Source organism: Micromonospora sp. NPDC047812 (genome assembly GCF_040704175.1).
Classification (GTDB): domain Bacteria; phylum Actinomycetota; class Actinomycetes; order Mycobacteriales; family Micromonosporaceae; genus Micromonospora.
Window position 1 is genome coordinate 67,717 of the sequence record NZ_JBEYRY010000010.1, and the last position, 20,442, is coordinate 88,158.

The window sequence follows — 20,442 nt, forward strand, 5'->3', positions numbered from 1 at the left end:
ACCGCGCGGATCGGTCGCCTCAGCCCGTGCCCAGCCCGGCCAGCACGTCGCCGGCGCGCAGCACCGTCCACGGATGGCCGGGCGTGCCGGTCACCGTCACCACCGTCGAGCCCGGCGCGACCGGGGCGGGCACGCGGACCAGCCGGTCGAGGGCGTCGGGGTCGGCGGCGCCGGCCAGGACCGTGCGGCCGGCCAGGTCGGGCGGTACGCCGATCTCGCCGGTGTCCGCCGACGCCGCCGCGCGGACGGCGGCGACGTCGGCCGGCACCTCGGTGTAGGTGTGGTCCGCGTGGCCGACCAGGATCCGGTCGGCGCGCCCGACCGCGTGCCAGGCCAGCAGGTCGAGGAGCGTGGCGCGGTGGCCGCCCAGGAAGTGCTCCCACTGGTCGGCGGCCGCCCGCGCGAGCTGGTCGCCGTGCCGGTCGACGCTGTGGCCGTAGCCGCGGCCGGTCAGGGTCAGGTCGGTCCAGAGCAACCGCCGGGTGCGCAGGTCCACGACCATCGGCAGCAGCATCCGGGCGTTGCCGCGCAGGTCGAACCGCTGCGCGACCCGGGCCCCGTCGAACTGCTCGCCCCGGGCGAGGGGCAGCATGACGCCGGCGACCGCCTCCGTGAGGGCCTCGAACGGCACGGCGTTGTAGCTCAGGACGGTCGGCGCGGCGTAGTGCACGCCGTGCTCGGCGAGACGGGTCAGGTGGAGGTCGAGGAACTCGGTGGCCCCGAGCGGAGCCGGGGCGGAGGTGAGGTCGCCGGAGTGGATCGCGCCGTCGCCGGCGAACCGCAGCCGGGTGAAGTCGCAGTGGCCCACCCGCTGCCAGTCCCGGTCGAAGAACACGCAGGACAGGTCGAGGTCGACCCGCGCGGCGCCCGGCTCCTCCCAGTGCAGGAAGAACCGCAACACCTCCGCGTCGGGCAGCGCCCGCACGCTGCCCCGTGGCCACCCCGCCAGCTGTTCCGAGGCGGCCCGTTCCCGCGTCGGCGCGGGCACCTCGGCCAGGGCGGCGTCGAGGACGGCCACGTCGAACCGGCCGAGCCGGGCGGCGCGGGCGGTCAGCTCGGCGTCGACCAGCCCGCGTACCGCGGTGATCGCCGGCGCGGGCACCGGCGGGCGTCGCTCGGGCTCGGTCCAGGTCGTCACGACACTGCCGCGGGGATGGAACACCCGCCGGGGCATACCGGGACCGGGACGGCCGCCGACGATCCCGGGCTCCTCGACGGCGCCGCCCACGGGCGGCGCCTCGACGGGAGGGGGCGACTCGCCGCCCGGCCGGAGCGCTTCACGCAGGAAGGCGGGGCCGGCACCGCGCACGCCTCGCGCGACGGCGCGCAGGAGGTCGCCCAGGCCGACGGCGAGCGCCGGGGCGGCCCCGGTGTGCGCGGAGCCGCGGGACCGCGCCGCCGCCCGCGCCCGCGCGGTCGCCGCCAGCTCGGCGGCCGTCGCCCGTACCGTCTCGGCGCGGCCGGTGAGTTGAGCCGCCGCCGCGGCGAGCACGCCGGGTGCCACCCGGGCCACCGTCCGGCGCATGGCTGTCTCGACGGCCGCGTGCGCCGCCGGATCGTCCCCGGCGACCCGCAGCAGGTGGTCGAGCCGGCGCCACAGCTCGCCCGGACGTTCGGTGAGCAGGCCGGCGGCCCGCAGCACGTCGTCGCCGGTCAGGGCCTCCTCCACCAGGGACGCGTGGGTCCGCACGCGGACGGTGACCGTGCCGTCGGGGTGCCCGGTCAGCACGAGCTGCCGGGGCTCGCGGGCGCAGGCCGCCACGATGGCCGCGCCGAGGGCGCTGGCGCAGGCCGCGCGGGTGCCGCGCAGCGCGGCGAACGCGACGGCCGCCGCCGGGTGCGCGGCCACGTTCTCGTACGGGTGCAGCCGCTCGCCGAGGCGCTTCCAGACGGTGGGGTGCCGCCGCAGGTCCTCCGCCGCGCCCGCGGCACCGCAGGCGTCGAGGTGTGCGAGCGCCGCGCGCCGCAGTGGCCGGGGCAGGGCCCGCACCCGGGTGACCGGCACGACGACGACGGGCTCGTGGACCGGTCGCCAGGCCGCGCCCGGAGCGTCGGACTCGTCGTCCCGCCGTGGCAGGACCAGCCCCGGGTCCCCACCCGAGTACGCCCACAGGGTCCGCGCCACGTCCGTGGCGGTCGACCACCGCCGCCGGGCCGCGGCGACCAGGTCGCGGTAGCCGGGGGTGCACGCCGTGGCGTGCAGCGCCCAGGCGACGACCAGCGCGAGGGTCTCCCGCGCGGGCACCACCTCGGGCAACCAGTCGAGGCGGCCCGGCGCGGTGGCGTTCACCAACACCTCGAGGTCGGCCCGGTCGGATTCGCTCAGCGCGGCGGGCCGGGCGACCAGCTCGTCGCGAAGCCGGGCCGCGGCGCCGACCGGGTCGGCCTCGAGCCCGGCGAGACGCATCGGCAGCGACGGCGCGGCCGGGACGGCGCCCGCGTCGGTGTCCTCGACCGGCGCACCGGCCCGCCGCAGCCGGCGGCGCACCGGGACCGGGGGCGCGACGACGGTGAGGTACGTGTCGTCCGCCGCGAGCCGGCGACCGCAGACCGGGCACGCGGTGACCTGCTCCGGCGGGAAGCACGCCGGGCACACGGGATGGCCGCACGGGTCGAGCGGCGCGCCACCGTCCTCGCGGCCGCACAGCACGCAGGGCGCGCCGGGCACGGCGAACAGGTGGGTCAGCAGCCGCCGTACGTAGACCGCTTCGACGTCGCGCGGGGTGTCGGGGAACGACCGGTAGAGCGGCAGCATCGGACGATCCGCGCCGACCATCTCGTCGATGGTCGCCAGCAGCCAGTCGGCCCACCGGACCCGCACCGCGGCCGGCAGCCGGGCCGCCGCCGTGCGCAGGTCGTCCCGGAGCAGCCAGCCACGACCGGCCAGATCGGCCTCGAGCGCGGCCACCCAGGCGGCACCGTCCACAGGGGCGGGGCCCGTACCCACCACCGCGACCCGGCCGGTGCGTCGCAGCAGCACCACGGCCAGCGCATCCATGCTCGCGACCTCCCCGTGCGAAGGCGGTGGGCGGAGAGTCGCGACGCTAGTTGCCAGGAAAGGGTGAGAAGGAAGCACCGCGGGGAGCCGCCCACCGCGGGGAAGATCATACGGGGCGGCCGCGGCCGGCCTCACCCTGATTCCCGGACGGAAGACGCCCGTTCGCGGGCCAAGGGGCACCGCTCGCAGGGGGCGTCGGACTACCCTCGCCGACATGAGCCGACGCACCGATCCGGTTCCGCGTCCCCTGTGGCGTGATCGCGACTTCGGGGCCTACTGGGCTGCGCAGTCGCTCTCCGCCGCCGGCGACTCGTTCGCCTACATCGCGGTGCCGCTGCTCGTGCTGCACGCGACCGGGTCGGTCGCCCAGATGGGCCTGCTCACGGCCGCGGCCGGTGCCGCGTCCGTCGGCGCGGGGATCTTCGGCGGCGTCCTGGTCGACCGGTACGACAGACGGAAACTGATGATCACCGCCGACCTGGCCCGGCTGGTGCTCTACGGCCTCATCCCGCTGGCCTGGCTCGGTGGTCCGCAGGTCTGGCTGCTCTTCGTCGTGCTGCCGATCTGCGAAGCGGCCGGCATGGTGTTCCAGGTCGCCGCGGTGACCGCGGTGCGCAACCTCGTCGACCGGCCCAGGATCACCGAGGCCAACGGTCGCCTCCAGGCGACGTACGCGGCGGCGGCCGTGCTCGGACCGCTGCTCGCCGGCGTGGTGTCGGCCCGCTTCGGCCCCACGGCGGCCATCGCCATCAACGCGGCCAGCTTCGCCCTGTCGGCCCTCGGCCTCTGGGTGGTGCGGCTGCGGCGGCCCGACGAGGGTGCGGAGGCCGGCGGCGCGGTGGCGCGGGAGGGCCGGCTGGCCGAGTTCCTCGCCGGCGCGCGGTTCCTCTGGCGGCAGCCCGTGCTCCGCTCGCTGACCGTCCTGCTGTCGGTCTTCATCTTCCTGACGTACGGCTTCACCGACGTCCTCGTCTACCACGTCAAGCACGACCTCGGCGGCTCCGACGGCACGGTCGGCACGGTGCTGGGCCTGGCGGCCCTGGGCACGGTCGTCGGAGCGCTGCTGGTGGCGCCGCTGCGCCGCAGGCGTGGCTTCGGCATCACCTGGATCGGCGCGCACGCGGTGTGCGGTCTCGCCATCGTCGGCATCGGCGTCGTCGGGAGCGTGCGGGGCGTCACCGTGCTGACCGCGGTGTACCTGTGCGGCGTCAGCGTGGGCGGGATCTGCTCGATGTCGCTGCGCCAGGAGATCACCCCCGACCACCTGCTCGGGCGGGTCACCTCGGCGTTCTGGAGCACGCACTACGCGCTCGGCCCGGCCGGCGCCGCCGTGCTGACCTGGGCCGCGGGCCGCTACGGCGTCACCGCGGTCACCCTCGTCGCGGGAACGGGGTGTCTCCTGGTCGCGGTCGGCGGGCTGTTCACCCCGGTGCGCCGCGCCGGGTCCGAGCCGGTGACCCGCCGGCCGGCGACCCCACGACCCGCGACCAGCCAGGCGTCGTGACCCTGGGCGGTGCCACCGGCACGCCGGCCCCGCGCGGCACCGCCGCGGTCGCGCCACCGCCGTCGAGAAGGGCTCAGCGCCGGCCCGGCCCGATGCCGCCGAGCCGGCGCGCCGAGGGTGCCGCCGGACCCGCCGGCCGGCCGACCCGGGCCACGTGCAGCAGGCGCTCCGACGCCACGCCCAGCAGCGAGCCCAGGGCGTCGCGGGTCGCGGCCGTGTCGATCAGCTGGCTCAGCGGGTGCGCCGCCAGCCCGGCCGCGTGCAGGGTCAGCCAGGTGCGCGCGAGCACCCGACCGAATTCGACCTGGGTGGCGTCGTCCGCCCCGGGCGGTCCGATCAGGACGATCACGGCGCCACCGCGCGCGAGCGGGTTGCCGGACGCCGCCGCGAGGAGCCGGGGCAGGCCCAGCGGGCGCAGGACCGGGTACGCCGCCAACGCCGCCCGCAACGCGGTCGCCTCGCGCCCGGACAGCCCCAGGCACCGGTCGGTGAGCCCGTCGGCGTGGTAGTCCGGGTGCGTCGGCGTGAGCCGCAGCCACGACCGCAACTCGCCGACCACCGCGGGATCCGCGTACGTCTGCCGGTCGGCGGTCCTCAGCAGGCGGGCCAGCAGGCCGGCGTCCGGTACGGCCCGGACCGCCCCGCCCGACGCCCGCGCGACGGCGTCGGCGGCCGCCACCACCCCGGCGTCCGGGCCGGCCGAGAACCGGCCCCGGTGGGTGCGTCGGGTGAGCACCTGCGCCGCGTCGAACGGGGTGTCGTAGCGGTGCGGGGACGGCCGCAGCCAGCCCGCCCGACGGTCGGTGGCGCAGTGGTCGGCGAGGAAGCGCATCCGGAGCCCGGCGTCGGCCGCGACGACCAGACAGGTCTCGACGAAGGCGCCCAGGGACAGCCGCAGGTCCCGGCCGGAGGGGTCGGCCGCCGGCAGGGTGTGCGCCTCGTCCCAGCCCACCCGGATCGCTCCGGGCTGGTGGTCGAGGCGCCACGGCTGGGTGTTGTGCGCGCTCGGCGCCCGCCAGCAGAGCGGCTCCAGGGCGCGGAACGTCGCGAGGTCCATGTCTACAGCGCCTTCTCGTAGAAGGTGTAGCCGTGCAGCGGCCGGCCGCCCATCGCGCGGTACTGCGCGGCCGAGGCCGGGTTGTCCCGGCCGACGTAGGTGCTGCGCAGCGTGGTGTACCCGCCGGCGTGCAGGTTGCGGCGCAGCGCGGCGGAGAGCAGCCGCTGGTACCCGCGCCCCTGGTGCTCGGGCAGCACACCCTTGACGATCAGCACCGCCTCCCGCCGGTACCGGCGGCGGACCGCCAGCAGCCGGAGCTGGTTGACCGGGTGGAGGTCGCCCCGGACCCGGACCACGAACTCGCTGATGTCCGGTACGCACAGCACGAACGCCACGGGCCGCCCGGCCCTGGTCAGGTAGAGCAGCAGCGACTCGTCCAGCAGGTACGCGAGCCCGTCGGTCTGCCGGCGCAACTGCGCGGCGGAGATCTCGGTGTAGTAGCCGAGCTGGGCGAAGGACGCGTTCAGCATCCCGCGCAGCAGTTCGAGCTGGTCGGCGAGCCGGCGGACGTCGCCCCGGTGCACCCTCAGCTCCGCGCCGTCCTCGTCGGCGCCGGGCGGCACGTCGGCGTCGGCCGGGACGTCGGCGTCGGCGGTGACCGGGCAGATCCACGTGTCCGACTCGAACCGCCGGCGGAACCCGGACGACTCGTACGCGGTCACGTACCGGGGCGGGTTCCAGGCGCTGTCGATGAAGCCCCGGTCGGCGTACCCGGAGGTGATGACCCCGCCCGACTGGTTGGGCAGCAACGCCACCGGCCCGAAGAGCGCGTCCCGGTCGCCGTCGGCGCGGGCGGCGGCGCCGATCGCCTCGAACAGCGGTTGCGCCGCCGCGTCGGTGAACTCGGTGAGCCCGAAGAGCTGACACCGGCGACCGAGTCGGGCGTCGAGGGCGGCGTCGGTGTGCAGCGTGGTGCGGGCCGCGACGGCACCCGCGCCGTCGCGGAGCACGTACATCGGCACGCCGTCGCGCCACCACCGTCGCACCTGCTGGCGCGACGGCGGCACGAAGCGCGGCTCGCCGGCGTACACCCGGTCGGTAAGCGCCAGGAACTCGCGCAGGCCGCGCCGGTCGACGACGCGTTCCAGACCGCGCGGCGCGGTCATCGCCGCACCGCCGGTCCCACCGTCTCCGATCCCAGCGGCGTGAACGTCGCGATGTGCCCCATCTCCGGGGACTCGGCCCGCCACAGCCCGTTGGAGTAGCCGTCGGGTTCGGCCGTGAAGAGCCGGATGAAGCCCGCGGTCGCGTTGCGGTCCCCGTCGGTGAGCCAGACCATCAGCTTGCGGTGGTGCCGGGACCGGGCGAAGCGCAGCAGGGCGTCACGGTCGGCGAAGAACGCGACGGTGCCGAGGGTGAACGGGAACTCCCAGTACACCCGGTGCCAGCGGTATCCGGACATGCGGCGCATGTCGCGGACCATCCGCAGCCAGGCCGGGAGGAGCCGCAGGATCGCCAGCGGCCCGCTGTAGCGGGTGGCGCCGAAGAACATGGCGCCGGCCTGGGCCCGTGCGGGGGCGCGGGAGAAGTCACGGGTACGCATCTCTCAGCCCTTCAGGTAGACGTTCTTGATCTTCTGCTGTCCGGCGAACGGGCCGGCGCCCGGTTCGTGCAGCTCGATTCGGAGGTCACCGGCGGTCGGGTCCTCGGCCAGCGACTGCGCGAAGTCGCGGGAGACGGCCGCCAGGTGCCCGCGTACCCCGCCGCGGCAGGCGCCGGCGAGAGCCTCGCGGTCCGAGTCGGACAGCGGGCGGCGCAGTTCGAGGTGCACCACGGGCCGGGTCTCCAGCGCGGCGTCCTCGGCCAGTGCCAGGCAGAACCGGCTGATCTCGGCGGCGTACGGGTTCCCGGCGTAGAGGCCGTACTCCACGTCCTGCGGGTAGAGGTTGGCGCCCAGGTACGACACCGTCGAGTCGCGCCGGCCGAACAGCAGCAGCACCGGCAGGGTCATCCGCTCGCTGGCCAGCGCCGCGCGGCACTCGGCCCAGCGCTGCGGGTCGCCGCGGACCAGGTCGAGGATCCGCCGGTACCCGACGAGCAGCGCCTCGTCGCCGACGTTGTACCGCAGCCGCGGCTGCAGGACGTCGGGGCCGGTGATGGTGCAGAGCAGTTCCCGGCGCTCGTTGGTCTCCAGGTAGGTGGCCAACGGGTTGTACTGGAACACCATCGGCAACCGCTGCTCGTCGACGCCGAACAGCGCCGCCCGCAGCTCGGGGTCGGTGCGCAGGCGGCGCCGCAGCCACACGGTGAACCGGGTCTCCGCGCCGATCCCGATGGTCAGGTCCGAGGCCCCGTACGCCGACCGGACCTTCAGGAACCGCTCCTCCAGGTAGGCGCGCAACGCCTCGGTCATCCCCTCTCCCCCGCAGCTGGCGAAGACGCGGTGGCGCGACCAGTCGAAGCCGTCGGCGTCGAGGCGGTCGCGCAGGTGCTTCAGGAACGGCGGGTACGCGGTCACCAGGTAGTCGAAGTCCGGGCCGAACTCGCGAAGCGTGTCGACGATCTTGCCGAGGTCCGGGCCGGTGTTCTTGACCACCGCGATCCGGGCCATCGCGGCGCCGGTCGTCGTCCCGGTCGCCCAGGCGCCCATCGAGTAGGCGTTGATGACGAACGGGCGACGCATCGGGAAGACCAGGCTGGTGTAGCCGACGATGTCGCGGTGCACCGCGCGCAGTTCCCGCTCGCCGCGCGGCCAGTTGAAGGGCCGGCCCGACGACCCGGCCGACTCGTCGACCACCACGCCCCGGGCCGGCAGCCGGCCGCCCCGGCAGCGCCGGGCGGCGTCGAAGGGAACGACGTAGCTCACCTTGTCGGTCTCCGGGAAGTCCCGCAGCCGGCGACGCACCCCGGCCGGCCGGGTGCGCAGGAAGGAGCGGTACGCCGGGACGTCCAGCGCGGCGAGCGCGCAACCCGCACGCGCGTTCGCCGCCGCGAGCAGGTCCAGTGCCGGGTGGTGCCGCCGGGCCGACCACCGCCACGAGGCGGGGTGGCGACCGGCGAGCCGCACCGCCGCCCCGAGCACCCGACCGAAGATCGTCAGACGTGCCCGTCGCCAGCGTTCGCCGGCCGTCAGGCGTGGTGACACGAGAAAGGACGGATCAGCGTATCGGTGCAGCGTCTCGGCCATGCCAGAATCCTCGGCGGATCCGGCCGGGGACGCCTGAGCCGTCGCACCGATCCGACGCTGAGTATCCGCACCCAGCCCGGTCCAGGCTCCCGGCCCTACCCGAGGTCGGTGCGGCGGGCGGAGCTTTCGACGTCGACCTCGGAGCGCGGCAGGTGGCGGCGGTGCGCGACCGCCGCGTCGTCAGGAATCGGCGGACCCGGGCCGCCGCGGGCGCGGCGCCGCCGCCTCCAGGGCGTCGACGCTGCCGGACATGATCGTGCGGACGTGCTCGGTGAGGTGCGGGAGCGGCCAGTCCCACCAGGCCAGCGCCAGCAGTCGGACGACGTCCTCGTCGCTGTAGCGGCGGCGGATGAGCCTGGCCGGGTTGCCGCCGACGACGCCGTAGTCGGGGACGTCGTCGACGACGACGGCACCGGACGCGACGATCGCCCCGTGGCCGATGCGGACGCCGGGCATCACCATGGCGCGGTATCCGAACCAGACGTCGTTGCCCACGACGGTGTCACCCCGTCCGGGCAGGCCGGTGATGAGGTCGAAGTGCTCGGCCCAGGAGCCACCCATGATCGGGAAGGGGAACGTCGAAGGGCCGTCCAGACGGTGGTTGGCGCCGTTCATGATGAACCGCACGCCCTCGCCGAGCGCGCAGAACTTCCCGATGACCAGCTTCTCCGGCCCGTAGTGGTACAGCACGTTGCGGGTCTCGAAGGCGGTCGGGTCGTCCGGGTCGTCGTAGTAGGAGAACTCGCCGACCTCGATGAGCGGGGAGGTGACCAGCGGCTTCAACAGCACCACCCGGGGCTGCCCGGGCATCGGATGCAGGACGTTCGGATCGGCGGGGACGCCGGCCACCACGGATCACTTCCTCTCGGGCGGGTCGACGTACCCATGATCGCAAAGTCCTTATCCGGATGCGCTGCCCCGCCCCGACGGCCGAGACTGGCGGCCATGGATCAGGTTCAGCAGGTCGTGGGGCTGGTCGGCGACGTGCTGGCTGGCGAGACCGTCGGCGCCTACCTGCACGGGTCCTGCGTGCTCGGCGGCCTCAAGCCGGCCAGTGACCTGGACGTCCTCGTGGTCACGCGCCGGCGGACGGACGATCAGGAACGAAGGGCACTCGTCGACGGGCTGCTCGCGATCTCCGGCTCGCCCGCCGGGGCCCGTCCGGTCGAACTCACCGTGGTCGTCCAGTCCGAGGTCCGCCCGTGGCGGTTTCCGCCGACCGGCGACTTCCTGTACGGCGAGTGGCTGCGCGCCGAGTTCGAGGCCGGTGTCCTCCCGCGCCCGGAGCCGATGCCGGACCTGGCCCTGCTGATCACGATGGTGCTGGCCGGCGACCGGCCCCTCACCGGCCCGCCGCCGGCGCGGGTCCTGGATCCCGTACCGCACGCGGACCTGGTCCGGGCGAGCGTGGCGGGCATCCCCGGCCTGCTCGACGACCTGGACGGCGACACCCGCAACGTCGTGCTGACCTTCGCCCGCATCTGGAGCACGCTCGCGACGGGCGAGATCCGGTCGAAGGACGCCGCCGCCGACTGGGCCCTGGCCCGGCTGCCGAGGGAGCACCGACCCGTGCTGGCGCATGCCAGGGAGCTGTACCTCAACCGCCGCTACTCCGAGGAGAGCTGGAGCGACGAGCTGCGGGCCCGGGCCCGCCCGCAGGTGGAGCGGATGCTCGCGGAGATCGACCGGCTGTCGCGGCGCTGAGCGTCGCCGGTGCGGAGCGGCCGTGCGGTCAGGCCCCGGCTGGCCCGGGCGGCGGCAGCGGCAACTCGACGGCGTCCACCGTCGCGACCCGTACGGCCGAATGCGCCGGCGGCAGCTTGTCGGCTCGCGGCGAACGGCTGTGCACGCGACCCCGGCCGGTCGGGTCCGGCCGCCTGTTCACCTCGCAGGCCACCATCAGGATCGGCGCAGGCGGCGCGGTGAACCGGCCGGCGCCCCAGCGCACCCAGAGCGGGACCCGCCCCGCGTCGGCCTCGGCGAGCAGCTTCTCCCAGGTACGGCGGCGCGTACCGTGATCGACCTCGACGACGACCGGCGGCCCGTCCGGGCGGGCGCAGGCCACGTCGAGCACCGACTGCTGCGCGGACATCGGCGGCGGCAGCGGCAACACGCTGGACGCCCGCCGGTAGACCCGCCAGCCCCGCTCCCCCGCCCAGTCGACCACCGCGTCGATCAACCGGGCGGTCACCTGGTCCGTGGTCAGGTCGGCGAAGGTGACCGCGTCGAGCCGGTCGGCCAGCGACGCCGCCAGCCGCTCCCCGTCCTCGCCGACCACCACCGCCGCAGGGTAGCCGGCGCGACCGGGCGCTGCCGCAACCGGGGCGACCCCCTCCGGCACGCTCCGTCGCCTACCCGGTTCTGCCTGCGGCAGATCCGGCCGCCGGGGCAGATCCGTGGGCCGCCCGTGCGACGCGGGTGGTGCTACAAGGGAGCGATGGAGCTGACCAAGTACGGCCACGCCTGCGTCCGGCTGGAGAAGGCGGGGCGGGCGCTCGTCATCGACCCCGGCGCGATGACGCCCGAGCCCGAGGCGTTGGCGGACGTGGAGGCGGTGCTCATCACCCACGAACACTTCGATCACTTCGAGCCCGACCGGCTGCGCGCGGCCGTCGCGGTCGATCCCGCTCTGGCCGTCTACACCTGTCCGGGTGTCGCCCGGCACCTGACGGGCCTGGAGGATCGGGTCCACGTGGTCCGCGAGGGCGACGTGCTGCACGTGGCGGGCTTCCGGGTACGGGCCGTCGGGGAGAAACACCACCGCAGCCACCCCGACGTCCCGCCCGTGGACAACGTCGGCTTCCTGATCGACGAGGAGGTCTTCCATCCCGGTGACGCGCTGACCGTCGTGGACGTGCCCACGCTGCTCGTGCCCGGCCAGGCGCCGTGGATGACCGTCCCCGACCTGATCGGCCACCTACGCCGGATGGCACCCCGGCGCGCCTACGCCATCCACGACGGCCTCCTCAACGACTGGGGCCTGCGGGTGCTCGACGGCGTACTGCGGAGCGAGGCCGACCGCCTGGGCGCCGACATCCGCCGCCTGCGACCCGGTGAGCGTGTCCACCTCGTCCCTTGACCGCCCGCTCCTACCGGGTGTCGACGGCCATCGGTGCGCTGAGGCGGCCCTCGTTGCCGCTGCGGTCCAGGCCGGAGACGCAGTAGGACAGTGGACGGTCGGCCGGGGCGGTGCGGTCGACCCAGCCGGTGCCCCGGGCGGTGCCGACGAGCCGGGCCGTGTCGCCGTCGACACGGTAGACGGCGAAGCTCGCGGCGCCGTCCCCGCGCCAGGTCAGCGTCACCCCGCCGACACCGGCACGCCGCGCGCCGGTGACCGTGGGGGCGGCCGGTCGCGCCGCCGGCAGCTGCGCCATCGTGGGCACCAGCGCCGGCCCGGCGTAGTGGGCCGCCCTGTAGCGGCTGACGGCCCCGAGCCGGTCGGCGCGTACCTGCCTGGCGCTGAAGTGCACGCTGCCGTCGACGCCGTACCGGCGGTTGAGGGCGAGTTGGCGGGTCAGCTCGGCCGGGTCGCGCCAGGCGCCACGCTCGCCCACCCGGTAGTCGGCCTGGCCGATGTAGAGCTGGACCCGGGTGCCCCGCACCGTGGCCGCCCACCACGGCAGCAGCTTGGCGTAGTCGGCCTTGTCGAACCCGATGTGCCAGTACAACTGCGGCACGACGTAGTCCAGCCACTGCCGCCGTACCCACAGTCGGGTGTCGGCGTAGATGTCGTCGTGGCTCTGCAACCCGGCGGTCGCGGAGCCGGCCGGGTCGGTGCGCTTGTTGCGCCAGATGCCGAACGGGCTGATGCCGAACTTCACCCAGGGCTTGATCGCCTTGATCCGCTCGCTCATCTCGCGGACCAGCGTGTTCACGTTGTCCCGGCGCCAGGCGTGCTTGTCCGCGAACCCCCGGCCGTACCGGGCGAACGTCGCGTCGTCCGGGAAGTCCTGCCCGGCCTCCGGGTACGGGTAGAAGAAGTCGTCGAAGTGCACCCCGTCGACGTCGTACCGCCGGACCGCCTCCAGCATCGAGTCCTCGACGAACGTGCGTGCCTCGGGGATGCCGGGGTTGAAGTAGAGGCGGCTGCCGGGCCGGTCGGCGCTCGGATAGGTGACGACCCAGTCGCGGTGCCGCCGCAGCGGGTGCGTCGGCGCGAGCCGGTCCAGCCTCGGGCCGGGCCCGCCCACCGTGGCCGGCTGCCCGCCCCGGTACGGGTTGAACCAGGCGTGGAACTCCAGGTTGCGGGCGTGCGCCTCGGCGACCATGAACTCCATCGGGTCCCAGCCCGGATCACGGCCGTCGCGGCGCCCGGTCAGCCACTCCGACCACGGCGCGTACGCCGACGGCCAGAGCGCGTCCCCGCTCGGCCGCACGTGCACGAAGACCGCGTTGTGGTGGTGCCGCACCGCCAGGTCCAGCCAGCCCCGGAACTCCGCCCGCACCGTCTCGGCCGGCAACCCCCGTCGGCTCGGCCAGTCGATGTTGTTCACGGTCGTGATCCACATGCCCCGCAGCTCGCGGGGCGCCCGGGCCGGTCGACCGGCGCAGGCGGGGGCGCGATCCGCCGGGGCGGCACCGAAGGCGGTCACGGCGCCCCGCTCCGACAGGCCGGGTCCACCGGCGACCCGGTCCCGCAGCGACCAGGCGCCGAGGGCGGCCGCCACGGCGAGCGCGGCCACCACCGCGACGAATGCCTGGGTACGACGGCGGCGGGCGGGCGACTCAGCGGCGGACATCGTCCCAGTCTGCCCAGTCCGGCCCCACCTGGTGAACCAGTCGGACCGTTAGTTGACGGTCAGCCAAGGGCCGGACGCCGATGCTGCGGCGGATCCAGCCGTAGCCGTCGTCCTCGACCACTACGGCGCGGCGCATCAGGAACGCGACGCCCGCCCCTCGTCAGCGGTGCCGTGGTCACTGTCTGGCGAGACGAACGGGCTGCGCATGCGGGTCATCGCGTCCGCGCTCACGTCCACCGCTCGCCCGCGTTCGCGGTCGGTGTCCCCGTCTCCCTCTGATTCGAAGGGATTCAGGGCGGGCGGCGTCATGTCTGCCAAGACGTACTCCAAGATTTCACAGGGCGGCACGCAACGTGACCACTGGCGGCTGCGAGCCGGAAGGAAGGCGGGTGGTCGGGGCCCGTCATCGGCCCTCGCGTACCCGCTTCGACAGCCTACCGTCTGCACGCCCGTCGCGGACGGTGAGGTGTGGCCGGGCCGGGACTCAGTCGTCGGCGAGGACCGCGTACAGGTCCGAGTCGCGCCAGCCGTCGCGGATGTGGGCGGTGCCACGCATCCGGCCCTCGTACCGCATACCGATCCTGCGCAGCACCGGCACGACTCCGGCAGGCGTGCCCAGTCGTGGACGGCTGCGGTGTCGTCGAGCGCGAGCGGCCGGAGGGTGAGCAGCATGGCGGCACGTCAGGTCACCGCGCGGGCCGGCGGCCGTCGACCCGGCAGGGTCGGCACGCGCGTCGGGCTGTTCCGCGAGGACAGAACCAGGCGACGAGGGCGTGTCGGGCCGGGCCGCGGTGCGCGGCGATGCTGACCGGGACCCGCCACCGGCCGGCACGGTCAGGGGATCGACGACGGTGTCGCGGCGGTCAGCACGGCCGCCGCGGCGGCGAGTCCGAGAAGGCAGGTGAGCCCTGCGACGCCGGCCATCCAGCCGGCCCGTGGGACGACGGCCGCCGGCGGCGACGTCGTGCGACGCGGCGGGACGCACCTGGCGAGGGCGAGCGCGCCCGCGCACAGCGCCGGTGCCGCCACGGCCGGATAGGCCCAGCCGCCGAGCAGCGGGGTGAGCAGTCGCGCGCCGACGGCACCGGCCACCAGGAACGCCGCCGCCGTGCGCCGCCAGGCCAGCATGGTCCGTTCCAGTTGCAGGCCGGGGTCGCCGTCCAGGCGAGGGGATGTCACGGGTGGACCTGCCGACGCCGACGGTTCCACGTCCCGGCGGGACGGCTCACCGGACGAGGCCGATCAGGATCAGTCCGGCCGCCACGACCAGGCCCAGGCCGAGCGGCATCGCCAGCGCGGGTGGCGGCAGGCTCCGGCCGAGGCGCAGCGCCGCCTCCGTGCGCAGCCAACCGATCCACGCCTGCACCGGCGCCGCGGCGCCGAGCGCGATCAGGACGACGGCCGCCGCCCGGCGCAGGCCGGGCGCGATGGGCAGGGCCAGCGCCTCCAGGGCGATCCCGGCCGCGAAGAGCGCCAGCGACGTACGGATCCAGGCCAGGAAGGTCCGCTCGTTGGCGAGGCTGAACCGGGGGTCGGGATCGACGCCCCGCTCGAAGACCCGGCCGGGCCACCGGCGTCGCCCGTGCGTCCGCGAGGAGGTGTCGTCGTCCGTGTCGACTACCACAGGGCGGTCACTCCCTTTCCGACGGCGATGACGCTGCCGATCATCGCCAGACCGATGACCGATCTTCGGGCCCGCTCCTCCGGCAGCCAGCGGGACAGGACCTGGCCCCCGGCGATGCCGACGGTCATCGCCACGCCGCAGGCCAGCAGCAGGGGCCAGGACAGCGCCGGCGTGCCCTTGGCGGCCAGCGACAGCACGTTGGTGACCAGGCCGACGATCTGCACGGTCGGCACGAAGCTGCGCTGGCCCCAGTCGGTGCTCACCGCGTAGACGGCCAGGGGCGGCCCGCCGGTGCCCGCGGTGGTGTTGAAGAACCCCGAGGTGAAGCCCGACAGCACCGGCCCGCCACGGCTGCGGAGGAACCGCAGCGGGTTGCCCCGGGCGACCCAGGCGACGGAGATCGCCGTGATCGAGCCGACGCCGATGAGCAGCAGCGGGCCCGGCAGGGACGCCACCACCCAGGCGCCGAGAGGGACGGCGGCCACGACGCCGACGATCATCTCCACGGCCAGCCTGCGGTGCAGGGCCCGGAAGGTCGAGGCCAGCACGACGAGGTTGATCGCGGCGGAGAGCAGGTTCGCCAGCACGACACCGGTGAACGGGCCGAGGATGATGACCAGGAACGGCGCCGCGACCAGCGCGAAGCCGAGCCCGGTGACCCGCTGCATGGCCGCCCCGAGGGCGACCGCCACCACCGCGAGGGCGGCGCCGAGGAGGGCCACCGTCAGCGGGACACGGCGTCGTCAACCACGTCGCAGAGGCGGCGCAGCCGGTCCACGGAGATGGTCCGCAGGTCGTCGGCCATGGTCGGGCTGCCGACGACCGACGCCCAGATCGCCCGGCCCGCCAGGAAGCCCGACGCGCCGGCCTGGCAGGCGAGGCGGACGGCGTCGGGGAAGAGTTCGGCGGGTACGCCCGACGACAGCACCACCCAGGGCCCGGTGATGGACTGGCTCAGCCGGGAGCAGCCGGCGACGATCTCCGCCGGGGTGCCCTGCCCGGCGGTGGGGACCTCGGCCTTGTAGAGGTCGGCGCCGAGCGAGCCGAGTTCCTTGGCGGCGGCGAGGATGCCGGCGTCGTGGTCGAAGGCGCCGCCCTGGCGGGGGGCGCGGGACACCGGCTCGATGATGCTGACGAGTCCGTTGTCGCGGCACCGCCGCACGAAGTCCGTCACCAGGGCGATCCGGGGGGCGGGGTCCTCGTCGGGGCGCCAGAGCACGAGCAGCTTGAGCGCCTTGGCGCCCTGGGCGCGTACGGCGGCGGGGTCGACGTCGTCGTCGATGGCGACGTCGGCGACGAACTCGGTGGCGCTGGCGGTGAAGCGGTCGGCGGCGGCGATCAGGGCGCACTCGGCGGCGACGGCTTCCTGGGCGATGACGGCGTCCCAGCCGAACTGCTTGTCGACGAGGATCGCCGAGGCGTGTGGGCTCAGCGCGCGGGCCGCGGCGACCTTGAAGTCGGTGATCTGCTCGTCGGTCACCGGGTGGCTCTGGTGCGCGGCGAACATCGCCCGCAGGGCCTCCCGCTGGTCGACGGCGAGCATGGCGTAGCCGCCGGAGGGGCGGGCCAGGACGGTGGGCGACACGGTGGCGACGGTCATGGTACCTCCCAGAATTACCAAAGGACGTTGGCAACGTACCATCGGATGGTGGAAAAATAACATCCCTTCGTTGCTCTAAACTCTCCACCGAGCCCCGTGGGGTGACATCCGGCAGGAGGGCCCGGCGTGAGCGTGCAGACGTCCCGTTACGAGAGCGCCCCCCGGCGTCGCACGCAGATCATGGCGGCGCTGCGGCGGGCGGGCTTCCTCTCCGTGGCGGAACTCAGCGCCCAGCTCGGCGTCTCGCAGATGACCGTCCGCCGCGACCTGCGCCAGCTCGCCGAGTCGCATGAGGTGACCCTGGTGCACGGCGGGGTGAGCCTGCCGCCCGGCGGTGTGGCCGGTCCCGGTTTCGCCTCCCGGGCCCAGACCCACACGCAGGCCAAACTGGCGATCGGGGCGGCCGCCGCAGGCCTGGTGCAGCCCGGCGACACCATCGGAATCGACAGCGGGACCACCGCCGCCGAGGTGGCACACGCCCTGCCCGCCGAGTTCGAGGGATGCGTGGTCACCCACTCGGTGCCGGTGCTGGGGCACATGCTGTCGCGTCCGCGCGCCCGCGTCATCGGGATCGGCGGCGAGCTGCTGCACGACAACCAGGCGCTGGTCGGCTTCGCGGCCCTCGACCTGACGCGCCGCCTGCGGATCCGGATGCTGTTCCTCGGCGCCGGCGCCGTCGACGAGCGCGGCGTCTACGTGCGCTCGGAGATCGAGCTCAGCGCCAAGCACGCCCTGATGGAGATCGCCGACGAGATCGTCCTGGTGGTCGACGCGAGCAAGTTGACCGCCACCGCCCCGGTGCAGGTCTGCGGGCTCGACCGGATCGACAGCATGGTCGTCGACGCGCCGCTGCCCGAGGCGGTCGCGACGACGGTGCGGCGCAACGGCATCCGCGTCATCACCGCCTGATCTCCCGGCCCCACCCTCGCCACCGGCCGCCACACCGCGGCGACGCGTCCCGTTGCGGGGCGCGTCGTCCTTTTTTCGCCCTCCACCGCCCGCCGCCGGGTCGACCCAGTTTGTTTCCAGCCCTTGACGGACCGATGAACGGCGGCTAGAACTGCATGCAGTTCTTAACAAGTGTGAGAGAGGCCTCATGGGACTCAGCGGAGATCTGCGGCACGCCCCGGACGCGGTCGACCAGGCCGGCTCCTCGGCCGACCAGGCCGGCCCCCCGGTGGACACCGTGCGGCTGCCCGACGTCCCCGTCGCCGACGTGCGCTGCCGGGTGTTCCGCGCCCGGCCCGCCGAACAGATCGCGATGTCCTTCGCCCCCCTGACCCACCGGGTGATGGTGCTGGTCGAGGTCGAGCTGGCCGACGGTTCGGTCGGCGTCGGCGAGAGCTGGGCCAACTACCCGTCCTGGGCCTGGCGCGAACGCGTCGCCACGCTCAGGGAGGGCGTGGCGCCGCTGCTGGTCGGCACGCGGCCGGCCGGCCCCGCCGACGCGCAGCGGGCGCTCATGGCGAAGCTGGGTCCGCTGGGCCGCCAGTGGGGCGCCCCGGGCCCGATCCACCAGGCCGTGAGCGCCGTCGACATCGCGCTGTGGGACCTGGCCGCACGGCACGCCGGACGGAGCCTGGCGTCGCTGCTCAGCACGCACCCCCGCACCGAGCTGCCCGTCTACGGCTCCAGCCTCGGCCCCGCCGGGGTCGCGGAAACCGCGGCGCACTGCGGCGCACTCGGGCTGACCGCCGTGAAGGTAAAGGTCGGCTTCGGCCGGGACCGGGACCTGGACAACGTCCGCACCGCGCGGCGCGTCCTCGGCGACCGGGCACAGATCTTCGCCGACGCCAACCAGGCGTGGTCGCTGCCCGAGGCGCTGCGGTTGCTGCCGGCGCTGGCCGACCTGGGTGTCGCCTGGGTCGAGGAGCCGCTCGCCGGCGACCGCCCGGAGGAACTCGACGAACTCGCCGCCCGCACCGGCATGGCACTGGCCACCGGCGAGAACCTCTACGGCGCCGCGGCCTTCGCCCCGTACCTGCGCGGCGACGGGGTCGCCATCGTGCAACCGGACCTCACCAAGGTCGGCGGGATCAGCGAGTACCTGACGGTGCTCAGGGCCGCCGAGGCCGCCGGCAAGACCGTCAACCCGCATCTGTACAACGGCGCGATCGCCACCGCCGCGACCGTGCAGGTGGCCGCCAGCAGCCCGGCGACGTCCCTCGTCGAGTGGGACGTCCGGTCCAACCCGCTGCGCCGGGCCGCCGACGAGTTCCTGACCGCCCACGGCACGGTCACCGTGCCCCACCGCCCCGGTCTCGGTATCGACCTCGATCCGGACCAGCTCGACCCGTACGAGGAGCAGCTGTCGTGACCGATTCCCCGATCGTCGACGAGGTCCTGGCAACCCGGAGCGCGGTGCGCATCGGCGGCCGGGCCGTCCCTGGCACCGCCACGGGCGCGCCCGCCCTGCCCGTCGTCGACCCGTCCACCGGGACGGCCTTCGCCGAGGTCACCACCGGTGGCCCGGCCGACGCCGCCGGCGCGCTCACCGCCGCCACCGACGCGCTGCCGACCTGGGCGGCCACCCCGGTGACCAGGCGCGCCGCCGCCCTGCGGGCCATCGCCGACGACGTCGAGGCCCTGGCGACCCGACCGGACTGGGCCGCGCTGATCACGCGGGAGACCGGCAAGCGCCTGGCCGAGTCGACCGCCGAGCTCGGGCTGACCGTGACGTACTTCCGGGCCATGGCCGAGCTCGCCGAATCGCAGACCGAGCAGCGGCTGACGGTGGTGCCGCAGCACGAGCACCGGGTCGGTGTCCGGCCGGTCGGGATCGCGGCCGTACTCACCCCGTGGAACTTCCCGGTCTCGATCCCCGCCCGGAAGATCGCACCGGCGCTCGCCGCCGGCTGCCCGGTGCTGTTCAAGCCCTCGGAACTGGCTCCGCTGTCGTCGATGGTGCTCGCTGCGGTGTGCGAGCGGCACCTGCCCGACGGGGTGCTCGGCACCGTGCTCGGCACCCCGGCCGACGTGGTCTCCCCGTGGCTCGCGGCACCGGCGGTGCGGGCGGTCTCCTTCACCGGGTCGACCCGGGTCGGTCGCCTGGTGGCCACCGAGGCGGCGCCGCGGTTCCTGCGTACCGTGATGGAGTTGGGCGGCTGCGCGCCGTTCGTCGTCCTCCCGGACGCAGACCCGCAGGCCGCGGCGCAGACGCTGATGGTCGCGAAGTACCGCAACAACGGCCAGTCCTGCATCGCGGCGAACCAGATCCTGGTCGCCCGGGAGGTGGCCGGCGAGTTCGTCGAGGCGTTCGTCGCGGCCACCCGCGCCCTGCGCGTCGGCGATCCCCGCGATCCCGGCACCGACATCGGCCCGCTCGCCCCGGCCGGCGACCCGGCACGCATGGCCGACCTGGTCGACGAGGCCGTCGCCCGGGGCGCCCGTGCCGTCGCGCCGCACGGCACGGCACCGGCCGCCGGGCACTACGCCACCCCGACGGTGCTGCTCGACGCGCCCGTGGACAGCCGCGCCATGACCTCAGAGATCTTCGGTCCGGTCGCGCCGGTGCACGTCTACGACGACCTCGACGCGGCGTTGGCGGTGCACCACGCCACGGGCTACGGGCTCGCCGGCTACGTGTGCGGCACCGACCTGGACGCCGCGCGGGCGGTCGCCGACCGGCTGCGCGCCGGCATCGTCGGGATCAACACGGGCACGCCGAACACGCCGTGGGTGCCGTTCGGCGGACTCGGTGACTCGGGCGTCGGCTACGAGGGCGGCCGGCCGGGCCTGGAGGCGTTCCAGACCTACCTCAGCGTCGCCTCCCGCCCGGTGAGGGCCTGAGCGT

General features: G+C 74.9%; 18 protein-coding genes. 6 read left to right on the forward strand and 12 right to left on the reverse strand.

What is annotated here, in order from left to right:
- Positions 1-19 precede the first annotated feature (19 nt).
- A complete protein-coding gene (locus AB0883_RS26200; RefSeq protein ID WP_366643987.1) occupies positions 20-2,998 on the reverse strand; it encodes an MXAN_6230/SCO0854 family RING domain-containing protein in 2,979 nt (992 codons plus the stop codon).
- 214 nt (positions 2,999-3,212) lie between these two features.
- On the opposite strand from AB0883_RS26200, the gene AB0883_RS26205 reads away from it, so the two are divergent.
- On the forward strand, positions 3,213-4,502 hold the full coding sequence (locus AB0883_RS26205; protein WP_366643988.1) for an MFS transporter: 1,290 nt from the start codon (positions 3,213-3,215) through the stop codon (positions 4,500-4,502).
- A gap of 73 nt (positions 4,503-4,575) precedes the next feature.
- Here AB0883_RS26205 and AB0883_RS26210 read toward each other — a convergent pair whose 3' ends face one another.
- The 5 genes from AB0883_RS26210 to AB0883_RS26230 all read right to left on the reverse strand — a co-directional run bounded on the left by AB0883_RS26210 (position 4,576) and on the right by AB0883_RS26230 (position 9,496).
- A complete protein-coding gene (locus AB0883_RS26210; protein ID WP_366643989.1) occupies positions 4,576-5,559 on the reverse strand; it encodes a nitroreductase in 984 nt (327 codons plus the stop codon).
- A 2-nt stretch (positions 5,560-5,561) separates the two neighbouring features.
- The gene (locus AB0883_RS26215; RefSeq protein ID WP_366643990.1) at positions 5,562-6,665 is read right to left on the reverse strand and encodes a hypothetical protein; all 1,104 of its coding nucleotides are present in this window, start codon (positions 6,663-6,665) and stop codon (positions 5,562-5,564) included.
- The gene (locus AB0883_RS26220) at positions 6,662-7,102 is read right to left on the reverse strand and encodes a DUF4188 domain-containing protein (RefSeq protein WP_366643991.1); all 441 of its coding nucleotides are present in this window, start codon (positions 7,100-7,102) and stop codon (positions 6,662-6,664) included. Before AB0883_RS26220 ends, AB0883_RS26215 begins: the two co-directional genes overlap by 4 nt.
- Positions 7,103-7,105: 3 nt before the next feature.
- Complete coding sequence (locus AB0883_RS26225; protein WP_366643992.1) at positions 7,106-8,686, reverse strand: phenylacetate--CoA ligase family protein; 1,581 nt, start codon at positions 8,684-8,686, stop codon at positions 7,106-7,108.
- Between the two features lie 180 nt (positions 8,687-8,866).
- On the reverse strand, positions 8,867-9,496 hold the full coding sequence (locus tag AB0883_RS26230; protein WP_366644055.1) for a CatB-related O-acetyltransferase: 630 nt from the start codon (positions 9,494-9,496) through the stop codon (positions 8,867-8,869).
- Between the two features lie 135 nt (positions 9,497-9,631).
- On the opposite strand from AB0883_RS26230, the gene AB0883_RS26235 reads away from it, so the two are divergent.
- Positions 9,632-10,390, forward strand: coding sequence for an aminoglycoside adenylyltransferase family protein (locus tag AB0883_RS26235; RefSeq protein ID WP_366643993.1), 759 nt, complete (start codon positions 9,632-9,634; stop codon positions 10,388-10,390).
- A 28-nt stretch (positions 10,391-10,418) separates the two neighbouring features.
- On the opposite strand, the gene AB0883_RS26240 is transcribed toward AB0883_RS26235, so the two are convergent.
- A complete protein-coding gene (locus AB0883_RS26240; protein ID WP_366643994.1) occupies positions 10,419-10,967 on the reverse strand; it encodes a hypothetical protein in 549 nt (182 codons plus the stop codon).
- Between the two features lie 156 nt (positions 10,968-11,123).
- On the opposite strand from AB0883_RS26240, the gene AB0883_RS26245 reads away from it, so the two are divergent.
- Positions 11,124-11,765, forward strand: coding sequence for an MBL fold metallo-hydrolase (locus tag AB0883_RS26245; RefSeq protein ID WP_366643995.1), 642 nt, complete (start codon positions 11,124-11,126; stop codon positions 11,763-11,765).
- A gap of 10 nt (positions 11,766-11,775) precedes the next feature.
- Here AB0883_RS26245 and AB0883_RS26250 read toward each other — a convergent pair whose 3' ends face one another.
- The 5 genes from AB0883_RS26250 to AB0883_RS26270 form a co-directional block, all read right to left on the reverse strand.
- Positions 11,776-13,425 (reverse strand): family 10 glycosylhydrolase, encoded by a 1,650-nt coding sequence (locus tag AB0883_RS26250; protein ID WP_366643996.1) that lies wholly within the window; start codon positions 13,423-13,425, stop codon positions 11,776-11,778.
- An 834-nt stretch (positions 13,426-14,259) separates the two neighbouring features.
- Positions 14,260-14,604, reverse strand: coding sequence for a DUF202 domain-containing protein (locus tag AB0883_RS26255; protein ID WP_366643997.1), 345 nt, complete (start codon positions 14,602-14,604; stop codon positions 14,260-14,262).
- A gap of 46 nt (positions 14,605-14,650) precedes the next feature.
- Positions 14,651-15,049, reverse strand: a complete 399-nt coding sequence (locus AB0883_RS26260) for a DUF202 domain-containing protein (protein ID WP_366643998.1) — start codon at positions 15,047-15,049, stop codon at positions 14,651-14,653.
- Positions 15,043-15,771: a sulfite exporter TauE/SafE family protein gene (locus tag AB0883_RS26265; RefSeq protein ID WP_366643999.1), complete on the reverse strand. Its 729-nt coding sequence runs from the start codon at positions 15,769-15,771 to the stop codon at positions 15,043-15,045. Before AB0883_RS26265 ends, AB0883_RS26260 begins: the two co-directional genes overlap by 7 nt.
- 2 nt (positions 15,772-15,773) lie before the next feature.
- Positions 15,774-16,649 (reverse strand): hypothetical protein, encoded by an 876-nt coding sequence (locus AB0883_RS26270; RefSeq protein WP_366644000.1) that lies wholly within the window; start codon positions 16,647-16,649, stop codon positions 15,774-15,776.
- 126 nt (positions 16,650-16,775) lie between these two features.
- Here AB0883_RS26270 and AB0883_RS26275 point away from each other — a divergent pair, with 126 nt between their 5' ends.
- The 3 genes from AB0883_RS26275 to AB0883_RS26285 all read left to right on the forward strand — a co-directional run bounded on the left by AB0883_RS26275 (position 16,776) and on the right by AB0883_RS26285 (position 20,438).
- Positions 16,776-17,558 (forward strand): DeoR/GlpR family DNA-binding transcription regulator, encoded by a 783-nt coding sequence (locus tag AB0883_RS26275; RefSeq protein WP_366644001.1) that lies wholly within the window; start codon positions 16,776-16,778, stop codon positions 17,556-17,558.
- A 187-nt stretch (positions 17,559-17,745) separates the two neighbouring features.
- A complete protein-coding gene (locus AB0883_RS26280) occupies positions 17,746-18,966 on the forward strand; it encodes a mandelate racemase/muconate lactonizing enzyme family protein (RefSeq protein ID WP_366644002.1) in 1,221 nt (406 codons plus the stop codon).
- A complete protein-coding gene (locus AB0883_RS26285; RefSeq protein WP_366644003.1) occupies positions 18,963-20,438 on the forward strand; it encodes an aldehyde dehydrogenase family protein in 1,476 nt (491 codons plus the stop codon). Before AB0883_RS26280 ends, AB0883_RS26285 begins: the two co-directional genes overlap by 4 nt.
- The last annotated feature ends 4 nt before the right edge of the window (positions 20,439-20,442 follow it).